Consider the following 14907-nt stretch of genomic DNA (forward strand, 5'->3'; position numbering starts at 1 on the left):
CCAGAGTTTCAATGAGGTGTAACATGGCCAATCTGGTGCAACGTATCGCGCAAGGACGTGGCGACGAAAAAGCGGACGTGGTTTTGCGGGGCGGGCGTGTGCTCGATCTGATCACGGGCGCTTTGCTCGAAGGCGATGTCGCTATCTGTGGTGATACGATTGTCGGGACATGTGACTCTTATGACGGGCGCGACGTTGTCGATGTCAGCGGCCTGATCCTTGTTCCGGGCTTCATCGACACGCACCTGCACATCGAATCCTCCCTTGTCACACCGTTCGAGTTTGACCGCTGCGTCGCCCCGCGCGGCGTGACCACCGCGATCTGCGATCCACATGAAATCGCCAATGTGATCGGCGCAGCCGGGGTCCGGTATTTCCAGGAAGCCTCTCGCCGCACGCTGATGGACATTAAGGTACAGCTCTCGTCCTGCGTGCCGTCAACCCATATGGAGACCGCCGGGGCGGAGCTGCCCGCGTCAGAGATCGCAGCGTTGATGGGGGATCCGTCAGGACTGGGCCTTGCCGAGTTCATGAATTTCCCCGGCGTGATTCATCGCGATCCGGACTGCATGGACAAGCTGGCCCTGTTCGAAGGCGGCCATATCGACGGCCATTGTCCCTTGCTTTCCGGCAAGGACTTGAACGCCTATGTCGCCGCCGGTATTCGCACCGAGCATGAGGCGACATCACCCGAAGAGGCGCTTGAAAAACTGCGCAAGGGTATGCGTGTCTTGATCCGGGAAGGATCTGTGTCCAAGGACATGCACGCCTTGCGCCCTCTGCTGACCGATGCAACCGCGCCGTATATGTGCCTGTGCACGGACGACCGAAATCCGCTCGACATCGCCGAACACGGGCACCTTGACTACATGATCCGCGAGATGATCCGGCTTGGCACCTCACCTCTAGCCGCCTATCGGGCGGCAACGCTGTCCGCAGCCGAAGCCTTTGGGTTGAAGGATCGCGGTATGATCGCGCCGGGCAAACGCGCTGATATCGTCGCCATAGACAGTTTGGAGGGCTGCAATGCGCGGCATGTCTGGGCTGCCGGTGTTCAGGTCACGGAAAAAGCCTTTGCCGCGCGGCAGGTGCTGGAGCCTGTGGGCAGAGGATCGGTCAAAGCCCCCAAGGTCACTGCAAAGGATTTTCGCGCCAGTGGCAATCGGACGAACACAGATGTAATTGGCATCCGCGAGGGGCAGATCCTGACGGATCACCTGCATGAAGACATTGCGATTGTAGACGGTGACAAAGCGCCGGACGTGAGCCGAGACCTGATCCGCATTTCAGTGGTCGAACGCCACGGCAAGAACGGCAACATTGCCAATGGATTTGTCAAAGGGTTCGGCCTCAAGGCAGGGGCCATAGCCTCAACCGTTTGCCACGACCACCACAACATCGCCTGCGTCGGCGTGACCTATGAAGACATGGCTCTGGCGGCGAACCGGCTGTCTGACATAGAAGGCGGGTTTGTTGTCGCCTCGAGCGGGAAGATCCTTGCGGAACTTGCCTTGCCGGTGGCGGGGTTGATGTCGCTGGAGCCGTTCGAACGGGTGCGGGACGACCTGATCCCTTTGCGCGATGCGGCCCGCTCTTTGGGCGTAACATTGGAAGAGCCATTCCTGCAGTTGGCCTTCCTTGCACTGCCCGTCATCCCCGCGCTGAAGATCACAGATCGCGGCATGGTCGATGTGACGAAGTTCGAAATCATTCCGTAGCAGAACGGCGGGGCATAGCCCCGCCCTACCGGCTGTAGTGGGTTTGAGGCGACCGTCTTGCGCGGACTACAGCCTGCTCAAAAGCGCCATGGTCGGCCAACCATCCACCGGCAACCCAAGCTCCTTTTGCACAGCGCGGACAGCGGCGCGGGTTCCCGCCCCGAGAATCCCGTCAATCGCGCCAACATCAAACCCACGCGCGTCGAGCTTGCGTTGCAGCTCTTTCATCTGCGCGCCTTCGAGACCCTGTGCCGGGCTTCCTGCATCATAGACAGGCGCACCCGTCAGCCGCGTCCCGAAATACGCAGCGGTCAGCACATAGGTGAAGCTCTGGTTCCATTCGAAATAGACCCGAAAGTTCGGGTATGCGAGGAACTTGGGACCATCCTTGCCCTGCGGCAGAATGATTGAGGCCATCAGCCGCCCGTCATCAAGTTGCCCATCGCGTGCGCGGACGCCGATTTTTTCCCAATCCGCCACGCTCATTTCGGTCTGCAATCCGGTCAATGACCAGTCAAAGCCCTGCGGCAAGCGGATTTCCTGCAACCACGGCTCGCCGTAGCGCCAGCCCAAGTGAGACAGCATCTTGGCACCGGACAGGAGGGCGTCCGGGGCGGAGGTCTTGAGCATCACGTGACCGTCGCCATCACCATCAACCCCGTTTTCAAGGATGTCCTTGGGCAGCATCTGCACCATGCCGATCTCACCGGCCCAAGCCCCCGTCGTGTTTGCCGGATCAAAATCGCCGTTTTCATAGAGCGACAGCGCCGCAAAGATCTGCGGGCGGAAAATCTCGGGGCGGCGGCAGTCATGAGCCAGGGTCACAAGCGCGTTGAGTGTGTTGAAGTCCCCCTGGAAAGAGCCGTAATCCGTCTCAAAGGCCCAGAAGGCAAGAAGAACACCGCGGGAGATGCCGTATTCCTGTTCGACCCGATCAAAGACCGCATCATACCGCTGGCCCATCTGGCGGCCTTTGTCGAGGCGGTTCTGCGAGATCAGCTTGCGTGAAAAGGTGATGAAAGGGTCCTGAAAGATGCCCTGCCGCTTGTCGGCTTTCAGGACGCTTTGCGACTGCGTGGCACCCGAAAGAAAACGCCGGGCCGTCGCCTCTTCATGCCCTTTCGAGACGGCTTCCGCGATCAGCCCCTCTTTGAAGGCCGAAAACCCACCGCCGCAGGGGATCGCTTCCTGAGCAGAAACTGCGCTGGCGATGAGCACTGACATCGCTGAAACCAAGCTGAGAAACCGCATGACACCTCCCGAATTCATCGTTCTTGCCGCGCACACTAACAGGGCATCCTGTATCGGCAAGCGGATGCAGGCAGCACCCCGCCGACAGTTCACGAATTCTTCATAGAAGTTACCAACGCATTAATTCTTTCTTCAGACTTTCGTTCAACATTGGTCAAACACTCAGCGCGCCCCGTGCGCCTGTACGTATGCCCCGGAGATGTCACCTGATGGTCTTGATTGTCGAAAGCAATCCTGCGCTGGCCGCGCTTTGGAAGAAGCACCTAGAGCGGCTGGGTTGGCTGGTTCACACGGCCACGAGCGATGAGGCGGCTTACGACCTGCTGCAAGAGTTGACCTTTGACGTGATCATTCTGGACCTCGTTCTGGAGCGGGGTAGTTCCCTTTCGGTCTCGGATTACGCCAGTTTCCGGCAGCCGGAGGCCCGAGTCATCTTTGTGACCAACACGCGCTTTTTCTCGGACGGGTCCATCTTTGAGCACTGCGCAAACGCCTGTGCTTTTGTCACCAGCGCCACGGAACCCTCCGATCTTGCCGCCATGGTCGATCACCACGGCCGGCTGAACGCCTGATCAGACGGCTTCCAGAGCGCCGCGTCCATGTGGTGCGAGCAAATCAAGATCAGGGCCGATGGGCACGATCCGATGCGGGTTCACCGATTCGTGGCTGAAATGGTAGTGCCGCGTGATGTGATGGAAGTTCACGGTTTCCGACACGCCGGGCCATTGGTACAACTCGCGCAAATACCCCCAGATATTCGGATAATCGACGATGCGCTTGCGGTTGCATTTGAAGTGACCGTGATACACCTTGTCGAACCGGATCAACGTGGTGAAGAGCCGCCAATCCGCTTCCGTGATCCGAGGTCCAACGAGATACCGTTTACTCTCAAGACGCGCCTCGATCCAATCCAGTGTTTCGAACAACGGGTATACTGCGGCCTCATAGGCTTCCTGTGTTGTCGCGAAACCGCTTTTGTACACACCGTTGTTCAGGGTGTCGTAGATCCGCGCGTTCACGGTGTCGATCTCTGACCTCAGGTCCGACGGATAGTAGTCCGAGGGTTCTCCGGTCAGATGATCAAACGCGCTGTTGAACATGCGAATGATCTCCGCACTTTCGTTTGATACGATGGTCTGGCGTGTTTTGTCCCAAAGCACTGGAACGGTGACCCGTGTCGTGGCAGACGGGTCAGCTTTGACATAGAGATCGCGCAAGAAGGGCAAACCATAGAGCGCGTCGCCTGTCGCGCCCGCACCGTCGGTTTCGAAGGACCAGCCATCGTCCAGCATATCCGGATGCACGGCACTCACCGAAATGAGGGGCTCAAGCCCTTTGAGACTGCGAAAGATCAGCGCGCGATGCGCCCATGGACATGCATGGCTGACATACAGATGATACCGGTCTGCTTCCGCGGCAAAGCCTGCCTCGCCGGTCGGGCCTGCTGCGCCGTCGGGCGTAATCCAATTGCGAAACTGCGAAGCCTTGCGGGTAAAGGCGCCATCCTTGGACAAGGCCCTCAGGGATTGCACCTGCCATTTGCCATCAACCAACTGTCCCATCTGCGCCTCCATTGAACGTTGGCTTAGGAGCTATGCCAGACACCGGCCAAAACAAATCCACATCCCCGCGCAGAGGCCGCGCAGCGATGCACAGATCGCCGGTACGGGCGCGTGTTACTTCTGAATGAAAGTCTTGAAAGCCCAGAGCAGCAGCATCGCCCCGAGAACGGCCCCCACGAGCCCTGCCAGCATTCCGGTCACCGCAAGCAGGAAACGCAGGATCAGCCCGCCGATCAGCGCTCCACCGATACCGATGCCGATAGTTTGCAAGGTGCCCAGCTGCAGGTTCATGAAGCGCGTGGCCAGGAACCCGGCGGCTGCACCGACGATGATCAACCAGATTATGCTCATTCGAAAACTCCCTCTACTTGCGCCAGTGGAACGGCACGATGATCAACGCCCCGATTGAGGACGCAATGGCGTTCAGACCCGCCGAGCCGAATCCAATGCCAAACATCAACCGGACAAAATAGGCGAGAAACGCGCCGCCAATGCAAATGATGATGCTTTGCAAAATGCCATTATGCGTGAAGCCAGACTTTTCCGAGGCATAGCCCACGATGCCCGCAATCACGACGGTTCCGATGAGAACTGGGAACATCTGTCAGCCTCCAAGCCGTGCGCCTGCGGCAATGGGGTGGCCGCGCAGGAAAACCTCTGCGTCCTGAGCCCCCTTACCGGCGCGCTGTGCACGCGTAATCTGCACTGCACCCGTTCCGCAAGCAATGGTGAATGCATCGTCAAGCGCCTCACCGGAGGTGCCCTGCCCTTGCGCCACGCGCGCACCGAGCAATTTCAGCCGCGCCTCACGATGCAGCGTCCATGCACCGGGAAACGGCGCAAGACCTCTGATCTGCCGACTGACCACTTCGGCGGGTTGGCTCCAGTCAATGGCGGCCTCGGCCTTGTCGATCTTGGCGGCATAGGTCACGCCTTCTTCGGGCTGCTCTACCGGGTCAAGGTTGGGCAGCGCGTCCAATGCTTCGACAATCAGTCTCGCGCCCTTTGCACTCAAGCGATCGTGCAGCGCGCCGGTTGTTTCCTCATCCCCAATCGCCAAAGCCTCGCGCATCAACACGGGACCAGTGTCGAGCCCCGCCTCCATCTGCATGATGCACACACCGGTCTCAGCGTCGCCCGCCATGATCGCCCGGTGAATGGGCGCCGCGCCGCGCCAGCGGGGCAACAGGCTGGCATGGATGTTCAGGCAGCCTTGCTTCGGCGCGTCCAGAACAGCCTGCGGCAGAATCAAACCGTAGGCCACAACGACCGCAACGTCTGCGTTCAAAGCCTCGAACGCAGCCTGCTCTTCCGCGGTTTTCAAGGAAACCGGGTGCCGGACTAGCAACCCCAAGGCCTCTGCTCTGGCTTGCACCGGGGTTGGTCGATCCTTCTTGCCGCGTCCGGCCGGACGCGGCGGTTGGCAGTAAACACATGCAATCTCGTGCCCGGCCTCAACCAACGCATCCAAAACCGGCACGGAAAATTCCGGACTGCCCATGAAAACCAGACGCATGTTGCGGCTCCCCTGCTTCTTCCCGGTTCACTTACCCGCAAACAGCGCGGAGCACAGCCCCGCCCTACGGACCCGCGCGCAGATTGATCCCTGTTCGATCCAGTGACCCTAGAGACTGCGCATCTGTAGGGCGGGGTTTTACCCCGCACCCTTGGCGAGTTTCTTCGACTTCTTGACCAGCATATCGCGTTTGGTCCTGCTCAGATGATCGATAAACAGTTTGCCATTCAGGTGATCGATCTGATGTTGCACCGACGTCGCCCACAGCCCGACAAAATCGCGTTCCACCGTCTCGCCGGCCTCGTCCATTAAACGGACCGTCACGGCGCGCGGGCGGGATATCTTTGCCGACACCCCGGGCAAGTTCGGTGACGCCTCTTCATGGTCGCGCAGTTTTACCGACGCATGCAGAATCTCCGGGTTTGCCATGCGCACCGCCTGACCACGCGCCTCGGATGCGTCGACAACCGCCAGACGCAGCAGCACCCCGATTTGCGGCGCGCCCATGCCAACACCGGGCATCGCCTCCATCGTATCGATCATGTCCTGCCAGACCGCGCGGACCTCATCGGTGATCTCCTCCACCGGGTCCGCCACGGTCCTGAGCCGCTTGTCGGGGTAGGGAATGCAAGTTCGGACCGTCATGCCAAGGCCTCGTAATCTTTCAGAAGCGCCGCGCGCGCCTGTGTCTCCAGCCGGTCGAAGTGCATCACACCATCGAGGTGATCAAGTTCATGCTGCGCAATGATTGCTTCGGCACCGGTCATCTCCATTGACTGTCGCGCTCCAATCAAATCCGAAAAAGCCAGCGTGATGCGCGCGTGGCGAACAACGTCCGCCGTGACTCCCGGCATCGACAGACACCCTTCCGGTCCGGTGATCTTTTCATCGGAACGCTCCGTGATCTCCGGATTGATGCAGGCCAAAGGTGTCTTGGTTCCATCTTTCCAACCGGCGTCCATCACGAAGACCCTGCTCATGAGACCAATCTGGGGGCCCGCGAGCCCGCGTCCGGGGGCGGCATACATGGTCTCGAACAGATCGCGGATATCCGCCTTCAGCGCCTCTATGTCCGAAACAGGTGCACAAAGCCGCGCCAGTCGGGCGTCGGGCCATTGCACGATCTCCAGAACGCTCACGCCTTCTCCCGCGCCAGCTCTTTTTTGAGCTTGACCATCTTGCGTGTGATCATCTGGCGTTTCAGCGGCTTGAGATAGTCAATGAACAGCTTGCCATCGAGGTGATCAATTTCATGCTGAACGCAGGTTGCCCAAAGCCCGTCAAATGTCTCGGTCTGGACGTTGCCGTCCCGGTCGATCCATTCCACATCGACAACCTTGGGCCGCGTCACCTCCGCGTACTGATCCGGGATCGACAGGCAGCCCTCTTCGTAGACATTCTCTTCGTCCGACGCCGCAATGATCTTGGGGTTGAACATCACCAAAGGGCGCGGTGCTTCGCTGTCCGCCTTGACGCAATCCAGCACAATCAGCCGCGACAGCACGCCGATCTGCGGAGCGGCGAGGCCGATGCCCGGCGCATCATACATGGTTTCGAGCATGTCATCCGCAAGGCTGCGCAGATCGTCCGACAAATCGCCGACGCCTTCGCAAACCTTCTTCAGGCGTGGATCGGGGTGAATGAGTATGTTCCGCTTCATGCGGCTGATTTAGGGCGAAGTGCCACAAATCGCAACTGCGATACCCGGCCAAAGGCAACCGCTATACGTTTCGCCCTTGCAGAGCCGCGCACTTCCGGCGACGAATAAGCCAATCAGCAGGAAAGGACCGCCCATGAGCCGTTTCGACGAGACCATCGACCGTTTTGGCAGCCATTGTTCCAAGTGGGACATGATGGAACCGATCTATGGTGTTCCTGCGGAAGGCGGTTTGGCCATGTGGGTTGCGGATATGGATTTTCGCCCGCCAGACTGCGTTCAAGCGGCGCTGCAAAACATGGCGGATCATGGGATCTACGGTTATTTCGGCAACGATGGCGCCTATCTGAACGCCATCCAATGGTGGATGCAGGAGCGACACGGATGGCAGATTGACCCCAAATGGGTCTTCACCACCCATGGTCTTGTCAACGCCACAGGTCTTTGCGTCGATGCCTACACCAACCCCGGGGATGGCGTGGTGTTGTTTACGCCCGTCTACCACGCCTTTGCCCGCGTCATCAAAGCCGCCGGGCGGACGGTTGTCGAATGCCCGCTGGTCCAACGGGATGGCAAATACGAGATGGACTTCGACGCCTACGACGCCCAGATGACAGGCGACGAGCGCATGGTCATCCTGTGTTCGCCGCACAATCCCGGCGGCCGGGTCTGGAGCCGGGCCGAACTCAAAGGCGTCGCCGCGTTCGCCAAACGGCACGATCTGATCCTCATCTCCGACGAAATTCACGAAGACCTCGTGATGCCCGGCCACAAGCATACGACAATGCCGTTGATCGGCGGCGATGTCGAAGAGCGGCTTGTCATGCTCACCGCCGCCACCAAAACCTTCAACATCGCAGGCTCGCATACCGGCAATGTCATCATCCCCGATGACGACCTGCGCGCTCGTTTTGCTGCCCGGATGGCAGGTCTCGGCATCTCCCCGAACTCCTTTGGCCTGCACATGGTCACCGCCGCCTATTCGCCCGAGGGCGCGGCCTGGGTGGACGAGTTGACAGTTTACCTAGATGAGAATCGCAAGATTTTTGATCAGGCAATCGAAGGCATCCCGGGCGTGGCCTCTATGCCGATGGAATCCACATACCTGGCTTGGGTCGATTTCTCCGGCACCGGCATGGATCGCGCCGAGTTCACCCGCCGCGTCGAACAGGACGCAAAAATCGCCGCCAATCACGGCCCAACTTTTGGCTCCGGCGGCGAAACGTTCCTGCGGTTCAACTTCGGCACCACCCGCGCAAACGTGGTCGAAGCCGCAGAGCGTCTCAAACGGGCGTTTGGTGATCTGCAGTAACCGCTACCTGCGCGGCGGACGCGGCTTGTAGACGGGCAGTTTCCAGCCAAAAGCAATGGACCCTGCCCGCAACGCAAAGGTGGCCAGCACAGCGGCCATCGTCGCAATGCCCGCTTCAAGACCAAGTGCAGCCGCCACCGCCAAAGCCGCAGAACCTGCAAAGGCACAGGTCACGTACAACTCGCCTTGCTTCAGCACCAGGGGCACTTCATTCGCGACCACATCTCGCATGAGACCACCGACACTGCCGGTGACAATGCCCATGACCAGAACAATCGGCCACGGCGATCCGAGACCCTGCGCAATACCTGCCCCGGCAGCAACCGCCACTGCAAGCGCGGCGGCATCAAGCCAGACAATCGCGGCATAGCGGCTTTCAAACCGATGCGCTGAAAAGAACACGACGACCGCCGCTGCGCACGTCAGCGCTAGGTACTTGGGATCTTCAATCCAGATCGGGGTGCGGTCCAAAAGCAAATCGCGCAAGGTCCCGCCACCCAGACCGGTCAAACTGGCAAGAAACGCGAATCCAACGATATCAAGCTGCGCCCGGCTCGCCACCAGCGCACCCGTCAGCGCAAAAACCAGAACAGAGGTGTAGTCAAGAAAGTCGAGCAGGGTCATGCATCAACCCCTTAGCGGCTCGCCGCGCCGATGAATACTCAAAACACGGGCAAACCCGCGCCCTGTTTCTTTGTGCTTCCAATATCCTGGGGAGTCGCAGCATCGCTGCGGCGGGGCAACGCCCCAATCAAAATTTTGTCCCGGCAAAATTTTCCGCCACCTTGGATACCACGTGTCGTCCTACTTGAACGGGGCCATACCTGCTCGGGCCAGCTCATCCGCGCGTTCGTTCTCAGGATGACCGGCGTGGCCCTTTACCCATTCCCACGTGACGTCATGCCGGGCCTGGGCCTCGTCCAGACGTTGCCACAACTCGGCATTCTTGACCGGCTTCTTGGCCGCAGTTTTCCAGCCGTTGCGTTTCCAGCCATGAATCCAACCCGTGACGCCATTCTTCACATAGGCGCTGTCGGTAACAACGGTGATCCGTGACGCCCGCGACAGGGATTCAAGCGCATGGATCGCCGCCAGCAACTCCATCCGGTTGTTTGTGGTCTGCGCCTCACCGCCTTGGAGCGTGCGCTCCTTGACAAGCGTCTCTCCGTCCTTGGCTTGGAGCAGCGCACCCCATCCACCGGGGCCGGGATTTCCGGAGCAGGCTCCGTCTGTGTAAGCAAATAAATCAGGCATGGGCCGTGACGGATATCCAGTCCGACAGGCTGCCGTCAAGTCCCCTATCACGCCCAGTCTGGTATTCGCCGGGCGTCAGCCCTGCGTCCAGCAGCAGACCTGTAATGTCGTCCTGAGTGTAGAAGCTGTAGAGACGTCCAATCTTGTCCCGTTTCTCCCCGGATCCCGACTTCACCGCGATATGAAACAGACCACCGGGCTTCAAAATCCGGGCAATTTCAGAGATATGGCGCGGCATCGCCTTGCGCGGCGCGTGCAGGAGCGAGAAGTTTGCCCATACCGCATCGAAACTCTGCGGATCAACCTGCGCCAGATCGTCGAAACTGGCTTGCCGGGCCTGAACCCCCGGTTTTTCCTGAGCCAGACGGACCATGCCGCTGGACGCGTCCCACGCTTCAACGTCATGACCGGCCTGGGCCATGAACCCGGCAGAGGCGCCGGGTCCACAGCCGAGATCCAGAACCCGCGCCTTGTCAGGCAGTCGCGCCATGAAGGCGCTCAGTGTGGCGTCGGGCGCATCGGATGCAGTCACCTCCGCATATTCTCCCGCCCGCATGTCGTAGACGTCAATCGTGACAGAATCGCTCATCGCTTACACCCGCTCCAGCGCAAGCCGGCCCGCAAGTGCGGCGAACAGGGCGGCAAAGCTGCGGTTCAGCCAGCGCATCAACCGTTGACTGCCCAGCACCCAATCGCGGGCTTGAGCCGCGAACAGGCCGTAGATCACGAAAACACCAAACGTCATCGCCATGAACACGGCACCCAGCAGGGCCATTTCCATCGTCGCAGAAGCCGGATCGCCAGACAGGAACGGCGGCAACAACGCCAGGAAGAACACCGAAAGCTTCGGGTTGAGAATGTTGATCAGCGCGCCCCGCGTCGCGATGCGCGTCATGCTTTGCCGTTTGGCCTCGGCATCCACAGACAGAGCCCCGCCGTCCTGCAAGGCCTGCCAAGCCAGCCACAGCAGGTAAGCCACGCCGATCATCTTGACCACGGTAAAGAGCAGCGCCGATGTATGGAGCAATGCCGCGAGCCCAAGGCTGGCCGCCGCGAGATGCGGTACGATCCCGATGGTGCAGCCGACAGACGCGGCAATCGCCGCACGCCGCCCCTGCCCCAGCGCGACGGCGAGCGTATAGAGAACGCCGGTGCCCGGCGCGAGCACAACAACGAAGGCGGTCATCAGGAATTGCATGGATAACATGGCGGAGCCTTTCACGGATACGGTGTCCGCCAGTCTAGCCATGCTCTTGCGAAAGAGAAGCCCCGTCCGTCAGGCAAAAACCCCGATGGCAAGACACAAGACAACAAGGCCTGTCAGAAGCACGCGCAGCTTCATCCACCACGCAGGGGCCAAACCCCAACGCCAGAACTGCCAGTCAAGAAGCAGCAGCGCAAGAAACCCGGCGATCAGGGCAATCCCGGCAGATGTCGGACCCCCGCCTGTCATGAAAAAAGCCCAGAGGGCGGGTACGGTTGAAAGCGCATAGCCTGTCGCGGCCCCCGGACCCTCAGCCTTGGTGGCAAAACCCCAAAGAACCCCGGACATGAAGGCCAGGATCACCGCGCCATAGAACAATTGCACGTAAGGCCCGGCAAAGCGCGATCCGATTGTTCGGATCGTCCAGTCCGCCAGATCAGGGACAAGAACCGTCAGAGCACCCCAGGAAAAAGGCAAGACACCGGCCAACCCGAGGATCAGGGCAGAGCGAGGAACGTCTTGCACGGGCATCTCCTTTGCGGACCAGATCCAAGAGAAACAGGGTATCGGTCAAAATGGCGCGCGAAGCACGAAGGGCAAGACGGCTTAGGGCTAAACCTTCTCACGCAGCACGCGCGGCACCTTGAACTCGACGTTCTCTTGAGCCGTCTCTACCAGTTCAACGGTTGTGTCGTAGCGCGCGCGGAAGGCGTCTATCACCTCGTTGATCAGCACTTCCGGCGCGGAGGCCCCGGCTGTGATCCCAACACTGCGAATACCCTCAAGCGCGCGCCAGTCAATATCGGCGGCGCGCTGGACCAGCTGCGAATAAGAGCAGCCTGCCTTCGAGGCCACCTCAACCAAACGCTTCGAGTTTGACGAGTTTGGTGCCCCAACGACCAGCAAAGCATCACAATCTGATGCAATCGCCTTCACCGCCAATTGACGGTTGGTCGTGGCGTAACAGATGTCTTCCTTGTGCGGGCCGACAATGGAAGGGAACCGCTCCTTGAGCGCGGCCACGATATCGATGGTGTCGTCCACGGAGAGCGTGGTTTGCGTCACAAAAGCCAAGCGTTCCGGATCACGCACCTCGACTGTTGCCACATCCTCCGGCGTTTCAACCAAAAGCACTTCGCCGTCCGGCAATTGCCCCATGGTTCCAACTGTTTCCGGGTGCCCCGCGTGCCCAATCATGATCATCTGAAGACCGTTCTGGGAGTGCCGGGCGGCTTCGATATGCACCTTCGACACCAGCGGACAGGTTGCGTCCACATAGACCATGTCACGGGCTGCCGCGGCGGCCGGTACAGTCTTGGGAACGCCATGCGCGGAAAAGATGACAGGGCGATCGTCGGGGCATTCTTCGAGCTCTTCGACAAAGACCGCGCCTTTGGACCGCAGATCGTCCACAACGTATTTGTTGTGTACAATCTCGTGCCGCACATAGACCGGCGCACCCCATTTCTGCAGCGCCATTTCGACAATCTTGATCGCACGGTCCACACCCGCGCAGAACCCTCGCGGTGCTGCGAGGTAGAGCGTCAGTGTCTTTGCTTGGCTGTCGGTCATCGCAGGTCTCCTTGTTATGGCGAGGTAATGCCTGAGACGCCACAGGTCCAGCCCCGAAGGCAAAGGGCCGCTTAAACAGCCCCCTGCGCTTGTGCCGTAAGCCACGCCAAAACAATGTACCGGCCTGTCTTGGCGATGGTCACGAGACCCAGGAAAAGCCAAAACGGCGTGCGCATGATCCCGGCGATAACGGTGAAGGCGTCGCCGACAGGGGCCCAGCTGAAAAGCAGCGTCCAGATTCCGTAACGCGCATACCATTCCTGCGCGCGGGCGAGGTTTTTGTCCCGAACCGGAAACCACCGACTGCCGCGGAACCGCTCAACACCGCGGCCCATGATGTAATTGACCACGGCACCAAGCGTGTTGCCGATGCTCGCGACCACAATCATGGCCGACAAAGGCGCGGCCTCCGCCACCTGCAAGGCGACGAAAACCACTTCTGACTGGAACGGCAAAAGAGTGGCGGCCCCGAAGGCCGCCAGGAAGAGCCCGCCCAGAGAAGCGAGCATATCAACCGAAATGAAACTCACAGTGCGACCGTCCCCATCAGGCCGATGTGCGGATCATTTGCCGGTTGCCACCTCGAAACTGCGTTCCGCCGGAACCTCGCGCGGCGGTCGCCCGATCACGTCGCGAAGTTCATCAAGCTCGATGAAATTGTCCGCTTGGCGACGCAGTTCATCGGCAATCATCGGGGGCTGGCTGCGGATTGTTGATACAACCGAAACGCGAACTCCCTGACGCTGAAGCGATTCGACCAGCGGCCGGAAATCACCGTCACCAGAGAACAGAACGATGTGATCGACACGCGGCGCAAGCTCCATGGCATCGACCGTCAGTTCGATATCCATGTTGCCTTTGACCTTCCGGCGCCCCTGGCTGTCGGTGTATTCCTTGGCCGGTTTCGTGACCATGGTGAACCCGTTGTAGTGCAGCCAATCGACCAGAGGGCGGATCGGAGAATACTCGTCGTTTTCCAGTAAAGCCGTGTAATAAAAGGCTCTTACCATCTTGCCGCGACGCGCAAACTCTTGTCTCAGGAGCTTGTAGTCTATATCGAACCCCAAGGCTTTGGCAGCCGCATAGAGGTTGGATCCGTCGATGAACAGCGCGAGCCGCTCGTCTTTGTAAAACATGAAATGTCCTTCCTTACAAAGTGGTCCGCCTGAAATCGTGAGTGTGAAAAAGAAGGCAGAGCCGTGTTAAAGGTTAAAGGAATTGTGACGTTATTCAAGGGGAATTGCTCCCCCATAAGGATAGTATGCGAAGATCAGAAGGTGTAAGAATGCTCATCGCACTGGGGTCAAATCTTGGATCAAAAGCTGGGGATCCGGCAGGCACACTGAAAGCCGCGCTGCAGGCGTTTTCCCAAAATGGGCTGCGCCTAAGGCGGGTTAGCCGATTTTTCGCGACACCCTGCTTTCCGGCCGGAACCGGTCCGGATTATGCCAACGCTTGCGCAGAAGTTGTGGGGCCCGGCAGCGCACCGGACTGCCTGGCCATCCTTCACCGCATCGAGGCGGACTTCGAAAGAGAGCGAGAAGTCCGTTGGGGAAGCCGCACGCTTGATCTCGACATGCTGAGTTTTGGCGACATGGTCTCGCCCGACCCCCCGACATTCAAGCATTGGCAAAATCTTCCCCTTCAGCAGCAAATGACGTCCTCACCCGACCAGTTGATCCTGCCTCACCCGCGAATGCACGAGCGCGCTTTTGTGCTTGTCCCTCTGTGCGATATTGCCCCGGATTGGCGGCATCCGGTATTGCGAAAGACCGTCCGTGAAATGACGGACGCGCTTCCGGAGGACTTGCGGCGGGACATGACCGCCTTGTGAACCCCTTTCGCCTTGTCAACACTGGCT

General features: G+C 59.7%; 20 protein-coding genes. 4 read left to right on the forward strand and 16 right to left on the reverse strand.

The annotated features are described in order from the left end of the window. Positions 1-23 precede the first annotated feature (23 nt). On the forward strand, positions 24-1718 hold the full coding sequence (gene ade / locus E4662_RS04355) for an adenine deaminase (RefSeq protein ID WP_136440018.1): 1695 nt from the start codon (positions 24-26) through the stop codon (positions 1716-1718). 66 nt (positions 1719-1784) lie between these two features. Here ade and E4662_RS04360 read toward each other — a convergent pair whose 3' ends face one another. After that, positions 1785-2969, reverse strand: a complete 1185-nt coding sequence (locus tag E4662_RS04360) for a lytic murein transglycosylase (protein WP_136440019.1) — start codon at positions 2967-2969, stop codon at positions 1785-1787. Between the two features lie 206 nt (positions 2970-3175). Between E4662_RS04360 and E4662_RS04365 the strand changes: the two genes are divergently transcribed. After that, positions 3176-3541, forward strand: a complete 366-nt coding sequence (locus tag E4662_RS04365; RefSeq protein WP_136440262.1) for a response regulator transcription factor — start codon at positions 3176-3178, stop codon at positions 3539-3541. Here E4662_RS04365 and E4662_RS04370 read toward each other — a convergent pair whose 3' ends face one another. The 7 genes from E4662_RS04370 to def (E4662_RS04400) all read right to left on the reverse strand — a co-directional run bounded on the left by E4662_RS04370 (position 3542) and on the right by def (E4662_RS04400) (position 7707). After that, complete coding sequence (locus E4662_RS04370) at positions 3542-4531, reverse strand: glutathione S-transferase family protein (RefSeq protein ID WP_136440020.1); 990 nt, start codon at positions 4529-4531, stop codon at positions 3542-3544. A gap of 114 nt (positions 4532-4645) precedes the next feature. Continuing rightward, positions 4646-4882 carry a GlsB/YeaQ/YmgE family stress response membrane protein gene (locus E4662_RS04375; protein WP_136440021.1) on the reverse strand — a complete coding sequence of 79 codons (237 nt, stop codon included), beginning with the start codon at positions 4880-4882 and terminating at the stop codon, positions 4646-4648. Positions 4883-4895: 13 nt separating this feature from the next. After that, the gene (locus E4662_RS04380) at positions 4896-5132 is read right to left on the reverse strand and encodes a hypothetical protein (protein ID WP_136440022.1); all 237 of its coding nucleotides are present in this window, start codon (positions 5130-5132) and stop codon (positions 4896-4898) included. A 3-nt stretch (positions 5133-5135) separates the two neighbouring features. Next, a complete protein-coding gene (gene fmt, locus E4662_RS04385) occupies positions 5136-6047 on the reverse strand; it encodes a methionyl-tRNA formyltransferase (protein ID WP_136440023.1) in 912 nt (303 codons plus the stop codon). Positions 6048-6185: 138 nt separating this feature from the next. Further along, the gene (def, locus tag E4662_RS04390; protein WP_136440024.1) at positions 6186-6692 is read right to left on the reverse strand and encodes a peptide deformylase; all 507 of its coding nucleotides are present in this window, start codon (positions 6690-6692) and stop codon (positions 6186-6188) included. Next, positions 6689-7186, reverse strand: coding sequence for a peptide deformylase (gene def / locus E4662_RS04395; RefSeq protein WP_136440025.1), 498 nt, complete (start codon positions 7184-7186; stop codon positions 6689-6691). Before def (E4662_RS04395) ends, def (E4662_RS04390) begins: the two co-directional genes overlap by 4 nt. Further along, positions 7183-7707: a peptide deformylase gene (def, locus tag E4662_RS04400; RefSeq protein WP_136440026.1), complete on the reverse strand. Its 525-nt coding sequence runs from the start codon at positions 7705-7707 to the stop codon at positions 7183-7185. The genes def (E4662_RS04395) and def (E4662_RS04400) overlap by 4 nt, the downstream gene beginning before the upstream one ends. Before the next feature lie 133 nt (positions 7708-7840). On the opposite strand from def (E4662_RS04400), the gene E4662_RS04405 reads away from it, so the two are divergent. After that, complete coding sequence (locus E4662_RS04405; RefSeq protein ID WP_136440027.1) at positions 7841-9016, forward strand: MalY/PatB family protein; 1176 nt, start codon at positions 7841-7843, stop codon at positions 9014-9016. A 3-nt stretch (positions 9017-9019) separates the two neighbouring features. Here E4662_RS04405 and E4662_RS04410 read toward each other — a convergent pair whose 3' ends face one another. The 8 genes from E4662_RS04410 to E4662_RS04445 all read right to left on the reverse strand — a co-directional run bounded on the left by E4662_RS04410 (position 9020) and on the right by E4662_RS04445 (position 14182). Continuing rightward, positions 9020-9640, reverse strand: a complete 621-nt coding sequence (locus E4662_RS04410; RefSeq protein ID WP_136440028.1) for a trimeric intracellular cation channel family protein — start codon at positions 9638-9640, stop codon at positions 9020-9022. A gap of 180 nt (positions 9641-9820) precedes the next feature. Continuing rightward, a complete protein-coding gene (gene rnhA / locus E4662_RS04415) occupies positions 9821-10270 on the reverse strand; it encodes a ribonuclease HI (protein ID WP_136440029.1) in 450 nt (149 codons plus the stop codon). After that, a complete protein-coding gene (locus tag E4662_RS04420; protein WP_136440030.1) occupies positions 10263-10859 on the reverse strand; it encodes a class I SAM-dependent methyltransferase in 597 nt (198 codons plus the stop codon). The genes rnhA and E4662_RS04420 overlap by 8 nt, the downstream gene beginning before the upstream one ends. A gap of 3 nt (positions 10860-10862) precedes the next feature. Further along, the gene (locus tag E4662_RS04425) at positions 10863-11477 is read right to left on the reverse strand and encodes a LysE family translocator (RefSeq protein WP_136440264.1); all 615 of its coding nucleotides are present in this window, start codon (positions 11475-11477) and stop codon (positions 10863-10865) included. Between the two features lie 69 nt (positions 11478-11546). Then, positions 11547-11999, reverse strand: a complete 453-nt coding sequence (locus E4662_RS04430) for a DUF3429 domain-containing protein (protein WP_136440031.1) — start codon at positions 11997-11999, stop codon at positions 11547-11549. 87 nt (positions 12000-12086) lie between these two features. Next, positions 12087-13046, reverse strand: coding sequence for a 4-hydroxy-3-methylbut-2-enyl diphosphate reductase (gene ispH, locus E4662_RS04435; RefSeq protein ID WP_136440032.1), 960 nt, complete (start codon positions 13044-13046; stop codon positions 12087-12089). Positions 13047-13117: 71 nt separating this feature from the next. After that, on the reverse strand, positions 13118-13555 hold the full coding sequence (locus E4662_RS04440; protein ID WP_136440266.1) for a YqaA family protein: 438 nt from the start codon (positions 13553-13555) through the stop codon (positions 13118-13120). Between the two features lie 54 nt (positions 13556-13609). Beyond that, the gene (locus tag E4662_RS04445) at positions 13610-14182 is read right to left on the reverse strand and encodes a LabA-like NYN domain-containing protein (protein WP_136440033.1); all 573 of its coding nucleotides are present in this window, start codon (positions 14180-14182) and stop codon (positions 13610-13612) included. A gap of 149 nt (positions 14183-14331) precedes the next feature. Here E4662_RS04445 and folK point away from each other — a divergent pair, with 149 nt between their 5' ends. After that, positions 14332-14880, forward strand: coding sequence for a 2-amino-4-hydroxy-6-hydroxymethyldihydropteridine diphosphokinase (gene folK, locus E4662_RS04450; protein ID WP_240705115.1), 549 nt, complete (start codon positions 14332-14334; stop codon positions 14878-14880). The last annotated feature ends 27 nt before the right edge of the window (positions 14881-14907 follow it).

Origin of the sequence: Pacificoceanicola onchidii (assembly GCF_004804335.1) — a bacterium.
Lineage (GTDB): Bacteria > Pseudomonadota > Alphaproteobacteria > Rhodobacterales > Rhodobacteraceae > Pacificoceanicola > Pacificoceanicola onchidii.

Excerpts from the sequence above, each read along its gene's own strand:
- ade (WP_136440018.1), top strand. The coding sequence starts at position 24 with ATGGCCAATCTGGTGCAACGTATCGCGCAAGGACGTGGCGACGAAAAA.
- E4662_RS04360 (WP_136440019.1), bottom strand. The coding sequence starts at position 2,969 with ATGCGGTTTCTCAGCTTGGTTTCAGCGATGTCAGTGCTCATCGCCAGC.
- E4662_RS04370 (WP_136440020.1), bottom strand. The coding sequence starts at position 4,531 with ATGGGACAGTTGGTTGATGGCAAATGGCAGGTGCAATCCCTGAGGGCC.
- E4662_RS04375 (WP_136440021.1), bottom strand. The coding sequence starts at position 4,882 with ATGAGCATAATCTGGTTGATCATCGTCGGTGCAGCCGCCGGGTTCCTG.
- E4662_RS04380 (WP_136440022.1), bottom strand. The coding sequence starts at position 5,132 with ATGTTCCCAGTTCTCATCGGAACCGTCGTGATTGCGGGCATCGTGGGC.
- fmt (WP_136440023.1), bottom strand. The coding sequence starts at position 6,047 with ATGCGTCTGGTTTTCATGGGCAGTCCGGAATTTTCCGTGCCGGTTTTG.
- def (WP_136440024.1), bottom strand. The coding sequence starts at position 6,692 with ATGACGGTCCGAACTTGCATTCCCTACCCCGACAAGCGGCTCAGGACC.
- def (WP_136440026.1), bottom strand. The coding sequence starts at position 7,707 with ATGAAGCGGAACATACTCATTCACCCCGATCCACGCCTGAAGAAGGTT.
- E4662_RS04405 (WP_136440027.1), top strand. The coding sequence starts at position 7,841 with ATGAGCCGTTTCGACGAGACCATCGACCGTTTTGGCAGCCATTGTTCC.
- E4662_RS04410 (WP_136440028.1), bottom strand. The coding sequence starts at position 9,640 with ATGACCCTGCTCGACTTTCTTGACTACACCTCTGTTCTGGTTTTTGCG.
- rnhA (WP_136440029.1), bottom strand. The coding sequence starts at position 10,270 with ATGCCTGATTTATTTGCTTACACAGACGGAGCCTGCTCCGGAAATCCC.
- E4662_RS04420 (WP_136440030.1), bottom strand. The coding sequence starts at position 10,859 with ATGAGCGATTCTGTCACGATTGACGTCTACGACATGCGGGCGGGAGAA.
- E4662_RS04425 (WP_136440264.1), bottom strand. The coding sequence starts at position 11,477 with ATGTTATCCATGCAATTCCTGATGACCGCCTTCGTTGTTGTGCTCGCG.
- ispH (WP_136440032.1), bottom strand. The coding sequence starts at position 13,046 with ATGACCGACAGCCAAGCAAAGACACTGACGCTCTACCTCGCAGCACCG.
- E4662_RS04440 (WP_136440266.1), bottom strand. The coding sequence starts at position 13,555 with ATGCTCGCTTCTCTGGGCGGGCTCTTCCTGGCGGCCTTCGGGGCCGCC.
- E4662_RS04445 (WP_136440033.1), bottom strand. The coding sequence starts at position 14,182 with ATGTTTTACAAAGACGAGCGGCTCGCGCTGTTCATCGACGGATCCAAC.
- folK (WP_240705115.1), top strand. The coding sequence starts at position 14,332 with ATGCTCATCGCACTGGGGTCAAATCTTGGATCAAAAGCTGGGGATCCG.